This window comes from Paracoccus sp. PAMC 22219 (assembly GCF_000787695.1).
In the GTDB taxonomy this organism is placed as follows: domain Bacteria; phylum Pseudomonadota; class Alphaproteobacteria; order Rhodobacterales; family Rhodobacteraceae; genus Paracoccus.
In genome coordinates, this window is sequence record NZ_BBPH01000023.1 from 20,762 (window position 1) to 31,825 (window position 11,064).

The following is an 11,064-nucleotide window of genomic DNA, read 5'->3' on the forward strand; positions in this document are numbered from 1 at the left end:
CCCATGCCGTTTGAACCTGTCATGAGCCTGCCCGATCTGAAGGCGCACCTGTCGCTGACTGATGACAACAGCGAGGATGACGCCCTGCTGCAGGCTAAGCTGGACGCCGCACAGACCCTGATCGAGCGAATGCTGGGCTACGGCCTGGTGACGCAGTTCGAGACAGAGGACGCAGTGCCAGCCGATCTACGCGAGGCGGTCCTGCAGCTGGCCGCATGGTGGTACGAGAACCGCGAGGCCGTCATGGAGCGCGGCGCCCCGCTGCCCTTTGGCGTGGCCGAGATCATCGACGCAAACCGCGATTGGACTTTCTGATGGCGGATGACGGCGGCCTGTCCAAGTTCCAGAAGCGGATGGCGGCAGTCCCCGTTGCTGCCCGTGCCGCTGTCCAGCCCGCGCTGGTCAAAGGCGCCGAGGAGATCGCTGCAATCCAGCGCGGCCTTGCCCCCCGCGACGAGGGCGACCTGATCGACAGCATTCAAGTCACCGGCCCCGGCCAGCGTACCCCGCCTTATTCTCAGCCGGGTGGCGCGATGGTCGTGCCTGAAAACATGGCCGCGATCACTGTGGGCAGCACCGATGTCCGTTACCCGCACCTGCAGGAATACGGCACTACCAATCATCCCGCGCAACCGTTCTTCTGGCCGGGCTTCCGCCTTGGCCGCAAGCGCGCCCTCAACCGGATCAAGCGTGCCGTGGGCAAAGCTATTCGGGAGGCCAAGTGATGGAGCTGGAGGTTCAAAAGGCCCTGCGCGCCCGCCTGGTTAGTCAGCAGTTAGTCACTCCCCTTGTTCCCGCGGCGAACATTCTCGACACCAATCAGCGCCCCGCGCCGCGTCCCTCGATCATCCTGGGCGAAAGCCAAGCCGTCGATGAAGGCACAAGCCTGCGCCGATCGCACACCCGCATCTATCACACGCTGCACATCTGGGTGCGTGAGCCGTCGCTGGAGCGGGCAAAGGCAATCGGGGGTGCCGTGCGCACCGCGCTGATGAATGGCCGCCTGGCGCTGCCTGAGGGGCTGCACTGTGCCGATCTGCTGGTGGCAAGCCAACGCTACCTGCGCGACCCGGACGGCGAGCATTCGCACGGGGTGGTCACACTTGAAATCTTGATTGCGGAGGCCCGGCCATGAAGTCCGGCAAGCTGATCGACACGATCCAGATCGAACACGCCACGGACAGCGTAAACGATTACGGCACCCCGGAAACCGTCTGGCGCCCCTTCGCCAGCGTCAGGGCCGAACGGATCGACCAAACCACCGAGGAGTTCATGCGGGCCGGCGGCGCCACCGACGAGGAGGCCCTGGTGTTCCGCATCCGGCACCTCGACGGGGTGACCAACGCTGACCGGGTTCTCTGGCATGGCGAGGCGTTCAACATCCGACAGGTGACGCCCATCGGCCGCCGCAAGGGTCTCGACCTGCGCTGCACGAGGCTGCCGACATGAAGGGCACCAAGCCGCAGCTGATTGAAGCGCCTGAGGCCATCGCCGCCACTGAGACCGTGGCGCCTGAGTGGCTGGCCGAGGACGCCCGTGCCGAATGGGCCCGCGTCATGCCGGTCCTGACCGATCGGAAGATCCTGACCGAGGCCGATCTTGGCAGTCTCGAAAGCTACTGCATCTGCATCGGGCGGGTCCGGCAGATGGAGGCGGCGATCCAGATCGAGGCCGAACCCGAGATGATGCTGAAGCTGATCCGGGTGCAGGACAAGGCGATGGCCTCAGCCCGCCAGCTGGCCGCTGAGATGGGCCTGACGCCCGTGAGCCGGTCCCGTCCTGCAATCCGCGAGGATGGCGACCAGGACGGCACTGCAAACCCGTTGGAGGTGTAGCTTGGCTGTAGCGCCCTCCACCTTCCCCGAATGGATCTATGACGGTCCGAGATCCCCGACCCGTATGGACATGGAGAGCGGGCGGTAACCTTCCTGCGCGCCTTGCGGCATCCCAAGTCGATCCTTCCGAACAGGGCTTTCCAGCTGGACCCGTGGCAGGAGCGGATCGTGCGCCGCATCTATGGCCCGCGCCACGAGGACGGCACCCGGATCACGAACACGGTCGCCTGATGCTGCCTCGGGGCAACCGCAAGACCTCGCTGGCTGCTTCATTGGCGCTGCTCCACACCATCGGTCCTGAAAAGCGGCCCGGTGCTGAAGCCATCTTCGCCGCGGCGGATCGCAAGCAGGCTGGCATCGGTTTCAAGGAGGCAGCGGGCATCATCCGCGAGGACAAGCGTCTAAGCTCTGCCGTGACCATCTACGACGCCCACAACGCCCCCAAGAAGCTGCTGTACCGCAAGGACGCATCCTATCTGGAGGTCATCTCCGGCGATGGCGGACCGCAGCATGGCCGCACCCCGGCCTTTGTGCTGGCCGACGAGATCCACATCTGGAAGGGTCGCGACCTGTGGGAAGCCCTGACCACCGGCCTTGAGAAGATCGATGACAGCCTGCTGGTCGTCGCCAGCACCGCCGGCCGGGGGCAGGACACGCTTGCCTGGGACTTCTTCGAAGACGCCCGCAACGTGGCCGGTGGCAAGGTCGATGACCCCTCGATCCTGCCGATCCTGTTCGAGGCAGACCGGCGCGATGACTGGCAGGATGAGGGCCTGTGGCACAAGGTGAACCCCGGCCTGCAGCACGGCTATCCGAGCCTTGCCGGGTTCCGGCGCCATGCCAAGCGCTCACAGCGCAGCGTGGGCGATCGGCAGAGCTTCAAGCAGCTCAAGCTCAACATCTGGCTGGATGCCTCGACAGAGCCGCTGGTGGACATGGAAATCTACGACCAGGGCGCGAAGGATTATGACCTCGACGCCCTGGAGAATGAGCCGTGCTGGCTGGCGGTTGACCTTTCCTCGACAACCGATCTTTCCGTGATCGTGGGTTGCTGGCGGGTTGCGGAAGGGTACGCAGTCAAAGCGTGGTTTTTCTGCCCTCAGACAACGATTGATGGCAAGGGCGACGGCGGGTTGCTGGACGCTGAGGACGGTGTTTCCAAGCGCGCCGATCAGTCCGGCGCCCCCTATCAGCAGTGGATGGAGGATGGCCTGATCACGGCAACGGTCGGCAACGTGATCGATTACGCTGAGATTGAAAGCAAGATCATCGAGCTGTGCGAACAGTTCAACGTGCAGGAAATCGCCTTCGACCCGTACAACGCCCGACAGGTGCAACCCAAGATCCTTGAAGCTGGGTTGCCGGCTGTGGACTTCCGCCAAGTGCCATCCCTGATGATGCCCGCCGCGATGGAGCTGGAGCGCGCCCTGCTAGGGGGCGAGTTTTTCCACGGCGGCAACCCGGTCCTGCGGCATTGCTTCGCCAATGTCGTCGTGAAGCGCAACGATCACGGGCACGTCGTCAAGTTCACAAAACCCAAGCAGTGGCTGTCGATCGACGGCGCGGTGGCAGCGGCAATGGCCGTGTCCCGCGCGGCCGCGAACGAGGGCGGCCTGACCACCAATCAGACATGGTTCACCGAAGACATGTGGACCGCATGAGGAGCCTGACATGAATGCGACGGTGGGGGCAGATGAGCGCCTAGTGGTGATGCTGGAGGCTCGGGTGACCGAGTTCGAGCGTCGGATGCAGCAGGCCGAACGGCGGGGCACGCAGACTTATCAGGGCCTGCGGCGGAACTCGCAGTCGGCAACGCGCCAGATGGAAGCGGACATGATCCGGTCCACCGGCTCTATCAATCGCGCCATTGCCTCGACCACAGGCCGCATTGGATCGCTTGCTGCATCCTTCGCAGGCGGGGTGGTCGCAGGCGCCGCGGTGGGCATGTTCGCAGGCGTAAGCGGCAGCATCGCCACGACGATCCGCAGCATGGCCGAGCTGGGCGATGAGGCCAAGCGCGCGGGCCTGTCTGCGCAGTCTTTCCAAGAATGGAAATACGTGGCCGACCAGAACCGGGTCGGGGTCGATGCGCTGGTGGATGGCTTCAAGGAGCTGTCTCTGCGTGCGGATGAGTTCATCACCACCGGCAAGGGGTCGTCGGCGGAAGCGTTCACCCGCCTTGGCCTCAGTGCAGAGACGCTGTCGCAGAAGCTGAAAGACCCGTCCGCCCTGATGCTGGAGATCATGGGCAGGCTGGAGGGCCTCGACAAGGCGGCGCAGATCCGGATCGCAGACGAGATATTCGGCGGCACCGGGGGCGAACAGTTCATCCAGATGCTGGGCCAGGGCGAGGGTGCGCTGCAGGCCACCATCGACCGCGCGCATGAAACCGGCGCCGTTCTTGATGATGAGCTGATCCAGAAGGCCGAGGAGATCGACCGCAAGTTCGCGCAGCTGACCGGCACGGTCGGAAACTTTGCCAAGCGCGTCGTGGTCGAGGTCGTGGCCGCCGGCATTGAATTGTCCGACCTGCGCGACCGTCTCGACGGGTTGTTTGCCAGTGAGGATCAGGGCCGCGCGATCCTGGGTGATGAGCTTTACGATAGCCTCGACCAGAACCGTGACATGGTGGACGAGAACGCCGAAAGCCTTGGCATCCTGAACCAGCAATACATGGCGCTGGCCGAGGAGGCGGATCGTTCGGGCATCGCCCTGATCGATGCGATCAGCAGACTGGACAGCATGGGCTATGAGGATGCCGCGGACGGGCTGCGCGCGGCCTACAGCGAGATGCAGGCGCTGGTCGAAGCGTTCCGCCAGGGGGAAGTGTCAGGCGAGGACTTCACGGCCAAGCTGGGCGACATCGAGGACGCAGCAGGCGCCGCCTTCGATCAGCTGGACGCCAGCGACCGGGTGCAGTTCTCCGGGGTCATCAGCCAGCTGGAAAGGCTTGGTGGGGTGATCGGCGGCATCATCAGCCTCGCGGGAAGCATGGGGGCGGCCCTAGCGCGCGCTGCAGGGGTGTCACCGGACCAGAAGGCGGGGCAGGCCCTGCGCGACCGTCATGCGGCCGAGGCGGCAAGCCTGGACAGCCTGGAGGCACAGCGCGCGGCAACGGAAGGCTTCACGCAGGCAGAGACGGCCCGCAACAGCGCCAGCGCCGAACAGCTACGGCTGCAGCGCGAGATCGAGGCGGTTCGCAACCGGGCGGGTGAAAGCGGCGCAAGCCTGACCGAACAGCAGGCCACCGACTTCGCCAGCGCATCATTGGCAGCCGAGGATGCCCGCCGGGAAGCGGGGCGCGCTGGCCGTGGCGGTGGTGGTGCGAAAGGCGGCGGCGCCAAGTCTGGCGGCCGTGAGAAACTGGACGAGTACCAGCGCGAGGCCGAGGCCATCCGCGACCGCACTCTGGCCCTGGAGGCAGAGGCTGCGTCCCTTGTCGTAGTCGCTGAGAGCGGCACGGATTACGGCGATGCCTTGGAGTACGCCCGCACCCGCGCAGAGCTGCTGCACGCGGCCCAGGAGGCCGGGAAGGCTATCACCCCGGAACTGACCGCAGAGATTGATCAGCTGGCCCAGGGCTACGTCACAGCGGGGCTGGAGGCTGAGGCCGCAGCGAAGAAGATGGAGCAGATCCAAGAGCAATCCGAGCGGGGCAAGAGCGCGTTGGAAGGCATGTTCGGTTCGATCATCGACGGCTCGATGTCTGCCAAGGACGCGGTGATGCAGCTGCTGGCCGAGATCGCCAAGGCCCAGATGATGAAGGGACTGATGGCACTGCCCGGCATGGGGGCGACAAGTGGGGTGCTGGGTGGGTTGCTGGGTTTTGCAGCCGGCGGGTTCACCGGCATGGGCGGCAAGCATGATCCGGCGGGCATCGTTCACCGCGGCGAATACGTGATGAGCGCGCAGGCGGTCCAGCGTCTCGGGGTGGGCAACCTTGACGCCATGCACAAGAGCGCCCTGCGCGGCTATGCCAGCGGCGGGCCGGTGGGAATGTCGGCACCCTCGATGCAGAGGGGCGCAACCCAGGAGGTCGATGTGCACGTGACGGTGGGAGTGGACGAGAAGTCCGGCAACCTGACCACGTTCGTGGATCAGCGTGTTCGCGGCGGCGTGTCTCAGGGCATTCGTGAATACAACCGCGACTTCAACCAGCGGGTTGTGAAAGCCCAGCAGGACTGGCGGAGGAGAGAAGCATAGTGCGTCACTTGCAGAACGTCCTCTGCCGCACCCTTGAGGCGGTGCTGGAGGGCAAGCGGCCCCGGATGCCGGAGGCTGGTGGCGAGATCCTTGATGCTTTCATGGATCTGTCCCGCGCCCGCACCTATCACGCCAGTGGGCCCAACCCGATCACTTGGGAGGCGATGGCCGCCTGGTCGCAGATGATGCGCCGGCCGCTGCCCCCGCATCACGCCGCGATCGTCATGGCACTCGATGATACCTGGATGCAGAACGCCGCGAGGAAGATGGCGGGAGGTTCGACCGCGGCGCCGTTGGTGTCGAACACGCCTCTGTCGGCCGGGCTGTTCGATGCCCTTACGGGTGGGTAAAGGGGTGCCCTGAAATTTAAGGAGGCCTGTATTACCGCGGCACGTCAGGAACTATCGCATGAGAAACCCGCCGGACTGGCGGGTTGAAGCGGCTTTTCAAGATATGGACTTTACTGCTCCGTAGCAGTTGCCTCTATGGCGTGAAACGTCTTGATGAGCCCATCTGCATATCGCGTCATTTTTCCCGTCAACTTGATTACCATGCCACCAGCGTAACAATGCTTGTACACGTTGCTCGGGTGGGCAAATGCCGGATCAGCGATAACCACGGGGAAAAGCCTCGATTGAGCAGAGTCCTCCGGATCGTAAACGAACATAGTTTTGCGAGCATCGCGAATTCCTTCGATGCGTACATCCATCGTCATCACTTCGCTCACAGAAAGCTCTTCTTTCGCACGTATTGCATCAGCGGTCGCTTCATCCACCAATACATGCCCCAATGGCTGCCGGGGGCCTGTTGAGAACGATGATGCCGAGCGCCCAACGGGATAAACAGCGAGTTTAGCGGCACCGTGGAGGGCTACTGCCTGCCCGTGCAAGAGAGCACGCGTGTGTTCTCGTTCTTGCTGCCTGTCGTCATAAACAGCCGCCCGTTCACGTTCCCGATCCTCGTAGCTAAGTTTCTGACCAGCAGCAAGAATGTCCAACATTTTATCCATGTGAGCTTCTGCCTCTGGCCTCCTGCCACCGAACCATAGCATAGCATAGTTCACAAAGTGTTCTACTAGATTGGACCGTAAAGCCTCCGCGAATTGAGGAAAAAGGGGCAATAGCCCGGCCGCAATTTGAGCGATCCAAGGAAGTTCGAAGCTGCCCTCGGCAGGCTCTCCGACAGTGAGTATGAGGGTGGTTTCTCGAGGCTTTTTGCGCTGGATTGAGCCTGTTTCAAGCATTTTGATCAGGGAAGAAACAATGGCATCGAGACCCACCAATGCCGCACCAAGATCTCGGGCGGGCAGTCTGTGGTGTGTCGCAACTAAACCATCATAGGAAAATATGCCGCGGACAACATCTGTCATTCAAATCTCCCGATCATACACCACGCCGCACCTGTCCCCCCAAGACAGATCGTTTTGCGAAATGGCCACGGGGCAGCCAACGGCTCGCGCAAACGGTAGGAGGGCGGACGGGCCGATATCTGTTCCTGCCATCTTGATAAATCGTTCGCGCCTGTATTGTCCGAATCGCCCGCACCTTGCACAGCGCAGGCGCACCATCAGCAGCAGGGGCTGAGTTATTAACATGAAATCCTGTCAGTCCCTGACAATTACTCGCCCACGCCGTTCTTCAAGATAGATGCGCACCATTTCAGGCCGTGACGGCGCAGGATCCAGTTTTGCCCGCTCTGCATCAAGCCATTCGAGTAAGTCGGGCTGAAGGCGCACCATTACTGGCGTGCCATGGCCAGTCGGTGCAGGCCCACGCTTGCCTTTTCGTGGTATCAAAGTTTTTTCTTGCTGGGTCATGAAAACAGTGATACCACAGTAAGCGGGCCAAGCAAGTGTTCTCAGCACTCACCAGGCCCTAACCGAAACCCGATCATTGAGGAGATCGAGCATGGCTGATCATTGCCATAACACCCCCCGCATTTCTGATGAACCCCTTCGCCGTCACTGCAGCGATGTTCAGGTCGCCGCCACCCAGCTTTGTGGCGTGATGCAGGCAATAGAACTGCTTGACGACGAGGGTATCGGCGGCAATGCCGTGAGCACGTTAATCAGGATCGCACGGAGCTTGGCCGAAAAGGTCAATACGGACTTGGACAGCGTGAACCTGCCGAAGGGGGGTGCGGCATGACCTATCAATTTTCGATCGACAAGCTGATCCGTACAGACAGCCAGAAAGACTGGGCTGCAAGTTGTGCTGACAAGGCGCTGGCCCTGGTGCTGACTGCCCGGCTTGCCTTGGAGAATGAGGGTAGTGGGATTTGCTCGGATACGGAACGCGCCTGTGTAGTGGCCGATGCGCTTGAGGTTGCGTACTCGCTAATGGCGATCGCCTCCGAAGGCATCGAGGAAATGCAGCGTGAAGGCTCTTATGGATCTTGGCGGGACCGCCTTAAATCTTGACCTATCATCCCAAACGTTCCCGCATCTTCCATATCCGAGTGGGGGGACGTGAGGGGGGATAAAACGCGGTTATCAAGGAATATCCAATGAAAACAGCAGCTTATAATGATGATTGGCGGAGAGGGTGGGATTCGAACCCACGGAACCCTTGCAGGCTCAACGGTTTTCGAGACCGCCCCGTTCGACCACTCCGGCACCTCTCCGCGCTTCTTGGTGTGGTGACGCGGAATTAGAGGGGTCGGGGTTGAAGCGCAAGAGGGTTTGGACGAAAAAATCCTGACCGTCTGAATTTTTCACGAAAGGTGCGGGACATGCTGACCATTCTGGGATTGCTCGCCGTTCTGGCACCGCCTGTTCCTGCAGCGACGCTGCCGCCTGACCTGCAACTGGTGCAGATGCAGCAGGACCCGGCCGACCGCATGTGGCAGATCCTGGATCTGGCCGCGCTGATGCCCATCCTGCAGGAGGAGGCGGTGACCGAGGCGCGCGGATGGAGGGTGAGGGGCTGATCGCCGGGGGTGGCCTGCCCTGGGCCCGCGTCGTGGGCCGCATCCACGATGCGCCGCGGATGGAGGCGCTGTTTCGGGCGGGCGTCAGCGACGCCGTTGCGCGCATGGACCCGCAGCTGGTCGACCGGGCGTTGGCCTTTCACGGATCGGGCTTGGGACGGCGGGTCATCCGGCTGGAGGGATCGGCCCGGCGCGCCCTGCTGGAGGACGGGGTCGAGGATCAGGCGCGTGCGGATTTCGCCACGGCCCTGCAAGACGGCGATCCGCGTGCGGAACAGATCCTGCAGCTGATCGACGGGGCCGACCTGATCGGGCCGAATGTCGCGGGCGGCCTGAACGCGGCCATCGCGTTTTCCCGCGGCTATGCCGAGGGGGGCGGGTTCGACATGGCGCCGGATCAGCAGCAGCTGATGGCCGATGCCTGGGCGCAGCGCGACCAGATCGAGGCCGAGGCCACCGCATGGCTGCAGGGGTTCCTGATGCTGGCCTATGGCCCGCTGAGCGACGCCGAACTGTCCGATTATGCCCAGCACGCCTCATCGCCCGAAGGGCAGGCGCTGTCGCAGCTGCTGTTCGCGGGGTTCGACCGGGTGTTCGGCCAGACATCGTATGACATGGGCATGGCGGCGGCATTGCGTGGGCAGGGCCAGCAGCTGTGATCGTCATCGTCGGCGCGTTGGCGCAGCCGCGGCTGAGCGAGGCGCTGTGCCTGGTGGGGACGCCGGTCCGGGTGCCGGGGACGCTGGTGGGCGGTGAGCGTGCGGGGATCGTGCGCGACGGCTGGCCGATGCTGACGTCCGACGCCGGATCGGTTCCGGGGCTGGCCGTGCGGCGGACGCCGCAGCTGGACCGCTATGCCGCGGTGATGGGGTTGGTGGCGCAGGGGGTGGCCGGGATGCAGGTCCTGGGCATCGTGCCCGGACCCGCCGCGGATCACGCGCCCGTTGTGGACCAGGATGCCATCGCCGCCGAGATCGCGCTGCAGATCCTGCAGGCGCCAGCGGAAACCGACGCCGCGCTGCTGGCATGGCGGCTGCCGATGATGGGGATCTGGGCGGGCAGCCGTCTGCGGGCGCGGGCGATGACGCCGTCGGGGCAGGGCGTCGTTCCGCTGCGCCCGGCCGATGCGCTGCGCACGCAGCAGCGCAGCCAGCCGTTCCTGGGGTTCTTCGGCGTCGAACGGCAGGTGCTGACACATGCGCTGCACCAGGGCGGCCAGACCGCGCCGCTGACCCGCGAGGCGTTCCTGTCGGGCGATGCCGCCGTGATGCTGCCTTGGGACCCGGTCCGCGACCGCGTTCTGGTGATCGAGCAGTTCCGCATGGCCCCGGCCCTGCGCGGCGATCCGCAACCCTGGCTGCTGGAGCCGATCGCGGGCCGCGTGGACGCCGGAGAGACCCCCGAGGCCGCCATCCTGCGCGAGGCGCAGGAGGATGCGGGCTTGGGCGTCACACGGCTATTCCCGGCATTCCACGCCTATCCCAGCCCCGGCGCGCTGTGCGAGTTCCTGTATCACTATGTCGGCATCGCCGACCTGCCCGACGGTTGCGCGGGCATCCATGGGCTGGATTCGGAGGCCGAGGACATCCGCGGCCACCTGATGGACCGCGCGAAGCTGTCTGCGCTGGTCGATGCGGGCCAGATCGCCAACGGGCCGCTTGCCACGCTGTCGCTGTGGCTGGATGCACGCGTGGACCGGCTGCGGGCGCAGGTCCAGGGGGGCAGGGCGGGGTTGCCCCTCCAACCCGGGGGCGTATAGGTAAAAGGAAAGTCCTGCACCTGTGAACAAAGGGTCGATCGCCATGCGAATCCATTCTGATCTGGCCGACGCGATCGGCAACACCCCGTTGATCCGCCTGAACCGCGCCAGCGACGAGACCGGCTGCGAAATCCTCGGCAAGGCCGAGTTCATGAACCCCGGCCAGTCGGTCAAGGACCGCGCCGCGCTGTACATCATCAAGGACGCCGTCGCGCGCGGCGCCTGCGCCCCGGTGGCACCATCGTCGAGGGGACGGCCGGCAACACCGCGCATCGCGCACCGCCGCGCCTCGGCGCATCGATGGGGTTCAAGTCTGGTGATCGTGATCCCCGAGACGCA

At 64.0% G+C, this 11,064-nt stretch carries 15 protein-coding genes, 1 tRNA gene and 1 pseudogene; 15 read left to right on the forward strand and 2 right to left on the reverse strand.

What is annotated here, in order from left to right:
* Positions 1-3 precede the first annotated feature (3 nt).
* From TY51_RS04300 to TY51_RS04335, 9 genes are all read left to right on the forward strand, one after another.
* Complete coding sequence (locus TY51_RS04300; protein ID WP_042246319.1) at positions 4-315, forward strand: head-tail connector protein; 312 nt, start codon at positions 4-6, stop codon at positions 313-315.
* A complete protein-coding gene (locus TY51_RS04305; protein WP_042246321.1) occupies positions 315-725 on the forward strand; it encodes an HK97-gp10 family putative phage morphogenesis protein in 411 nt (136 codons plus the stop codon). Before TY51_RS04300 ends, TY51_RS04305 begins: the two co-directional genes overlap by 1 nt.
* The gene (locus tag TY51_RS04310; protein ID WP_042246324.1) at positions 725-1,135 is read left to right on the forward strand and encodes a DUF3168 domain-containing protein; all 411 of its coding nucleotides are present in this window, start codon (positions 725-727) and stop codon (positions 1,133-1,135) included. The genes TY51_RS04305 and TY51_RS04310 overlap by 1 nt, the downstream gene beginning before the upstream one ends.
* Positions 1,132-1,449 carry a phage head closure protein gene (locus TY51_RS04315; RefSeq protein WP_042246327.1) on the forward strand — a complete coding sequence of 106 codons (318 nt, stop codon included), beginning with the start codon at positions 1,132-1,134 and terminating at the stop codon, positions 1,447-1,449. Before TY51_RS04310 ends, TY51_RS04315 begins: the two co-directional genes overlap by 4 nt.
* Complete coding sequence (locus TY51_RS04320; protein ID WP_042246330.1) at positions 1,446-1,835, forward strand: phage terminase small subunit P27 family; 390 nt, start codon at positions 1,446-1,448, stop codon at positions 1,833-1,835. Before TY51_RS04315 ends, TY51_RS04320 begins: the two co-directional genes overlap by 4 nt.
* 102 nt (positions 1,836-1,937) lie before the next feature.
* A complete protein-coding gene (locus TY51_RS23925; RefSeq protein ID WP_255351381.1) occupies positions 1,938-2,066 on the forward strand; it encodes a hypothetical protein in 129 nt (42 codons plus the stop codon).
* Positions 2,066-3,496: a terminase large subunit gene (locus TY51_RS04325; protein WP_231558905.1), complete on the forward strand. Its 1,431-nt coding sequence runs from the start codon at positions 2,066-2,068 to the stop codon at positions 3,494-3,496. Before TY51_RS23925 ends, TY51_RS04325 begins: the two co-directional genes overlap by 1 nt.
* A gap of 10 nt (positions 3,497-3,506) precedes the next feature.
* Positions 3,507-6,038 (forward strand): hypothetical protein, encoded by a 2,532-nt coding sequence (locus tag TY51_RS04330; RefSeq protein ID WP_042246333.1) that lies wholly within the window; start codon positions 3,507-3,509, stop codon positions 6,036-6,038.
* Positions 6,038-6,388, forward strand: a complete 351-nt coding sequence (locus TY51_RS04335; protein WP_197054636.1) for a hypothetical protein — start codon at positions 6,038-6,040, stop codon at positions 6,386-6,388. The genes TY51_RS04330 and TY51_RS04335 overlap by 1 nt, the downstream gene beginning before the upstream one ends.
* A gap of 110 nt (positions 6,389-6,498) precedes the next feature.
* On the opposite strand, the gene TY51_RS21660 is transcribed toward TY51_RS04335, so the two are convergent.
* Positions 6,499-7,407 (reverse strand): hypothetical protein, encoded by a 909-nt coding sequence (locus tag TY51_RS21660; RefSeq protein WP_156117873.1) that lies wholly within the window; start codon positions 7,405-7,407, stop codon positions 6,499-6,501.
* Positions 7,408-7,945: 538 nt separating this feature from the next.
* On the opposite strand from TY51_RS21660, the gene TY51_RS04345 reads away from it, so the two are divergent.
* Together TY51_RS04345 and TY51_RS04350 are read left to right on the forward strand one after the other, a co-directional pair.
* Positions 7,946-8,185 carry a hypothetical protein gene (locus TY51_RS04345; RefSeq protein WP_042246336.1) on the forward strand — a complete coding sequence of 80 codons (240 nt, stop codon included), beginning with the start codon at positions 7,946-7,948 and terminating at the stop codon, positions 8,183-8,185.
* Positions 8,182-8,457, forward strand: coding sequence for a hypothetical protein (locus TY51_RS04350; protein ID WP_042246339.1), 276 nt, complete (start codon positions 8,182-8,184; stop codon positions 8,455-8,457). Before TY51_RS04345 ends, TY51_RS04350 begins: the two co-directional genes overlap by 4 nt.
* 113 nt (positions 8,458-8,570) lie before the next feature.
* Here the strand turns inward: TY51_RS04350 and TY51_RS04355 are convergent.
* Positions 8,571-8,660: transfer RNA gene (locus TY51_RS04355), tRNA-Ser, on the reverse strand.
* Positions 8,661-8,768: 108 nt separating this feature from the next.
* Here TY51_RS04355 and TY51_RS04360 point away from each other — a divergent pair.
* The 4 genes and pseudogenes from TY51_RS04360 to TY51_RS04375 all read left to right on the forward strand — a co-directional run.
* The gene (locus TY51_RS04360; protein ID WP_042246342.1) at positions 8,769-8,966 is read left to right on the forward strand and encodes a hypothetical protein; all 198 of its coding nucleotides are present in this window, start codon (positions 8,769-8,771) and stop codon (positions 8,964-8,966) included.
* Positions 8,948-9,625, forward strand: a complete 678-nt coding sequence (locus tag TY51_RS04365; RefSeq protein ID WP_052649767.1) for a hypothetical protein — start codon at positions 8,948-8,950, stop codon at positions 9,623-9,625. The genes TY51_RS04360 and TY51_RS04365 overlap by 19 nt, the downstream gene beginning before the upstream one ends.
* Positions 9,622-10,725: an NUDIX domain-containing protein gene (locus tag TY51_RS04370; RefSeq protein ID WP_042246345.1), complete on the forward strand. Its 1,104-nt coding sequence runs from the start codon at positions 9,622-9,624 to the stop codon at positions 10,723-10,725. Before TY51_RS04365 ends, TY51_RS04370 begins: the two co-directional genes overlap by 4 nt.
* A gap of 43 nt (positions 10,726-10,768) precedes the next feature.
* A pseudogene (locus TY51_RS04375) lies at positions 10,769-11,064 on the forward strand (pyridoxal-phosphate dependent enzyme); the annotation flags it as partial.

Coding starts and splice junctions, on each gene's coding strand:
- TY51_RS04310 (WP_042246324.1), top strand. CDS start 725: ATGGAGCTGGAGGTTCAAAAGGCCCTGCGCGCCCGCCTGGTTAGTCAG.
- TY51_RS04320 (WP_042246330.1), top strand. CDS start 1,446: ATGAAGGGCACCAAGCCGCAGCTGATTGAAGCGCCTGAGGCCATCGCC.
- TY51_RS04315 (WP_042246327.1), top strand. CDS start 1,132: ATGAAGTCCGGCAAGCTGATCGACACGATCCAGATCGAACACGCCACG.
- TY51_RS04360 (WP_042246342.1), top strand. CDS start 8,769: ATGCTGACCATTCTGGGATTGCTCGCCGTTCTGGCACCGCCTGTTCCT.
- TY51_RS04330 (WP_042246333.1), top strand. CDS start 3,507: ATGAATGCGACGGTGGGGGCAGATGAGCGCCTAGTGGTGATGCTGGAG.
- TY51_RS21660 (WP_156117873.1), bottom strand. CDS start 7,407: ATGACAGATGTTGTCCGCGGCATATTTTCCTATGATGGTTTAGTTGCG.
- TY51_RS04300 (WP_042246319.1), top strand. CDS start 4: ATGCCGTTTGAACCTGTCATGAGCCTGCCCGATCTGAAGGCGCACCTG.
- TY51_RS04345 (WP_042246336.1), top strand. CDS start 7,946: ATGGCTGATCATTGCCATAACACCCCCCGCATTTCTGATGAACCCCTT.
- TY51_RS04325 (WP_231558905.1), top strand. CDS start 2,066: ATGCTGCCTCGGGGCAACCGCAAGACCTCGCTGGCTGCTTCATTGGCG.
- TY51_RS04350 (WP_042246339.1), top strand. CDS start 8,182: ATGACCTATCAATTTTCGATCGACAAGCTGATCCGTACAGACAGCCAG.
- TY51_RS04365 (WP_052649767.1), top strand. CDS start 8,948: ATGGAGGGTGAGGGGCTGATCGCCGGGGGTGGCCTGCCCTGGGCCCGC.
- TY51_RS04305 (WP_042246321.1), top strand. CDS start 315: ATGGCGGATGACGGCGGCCTGTCCAAGTTCCAGAAGCGGATGGCGGCA.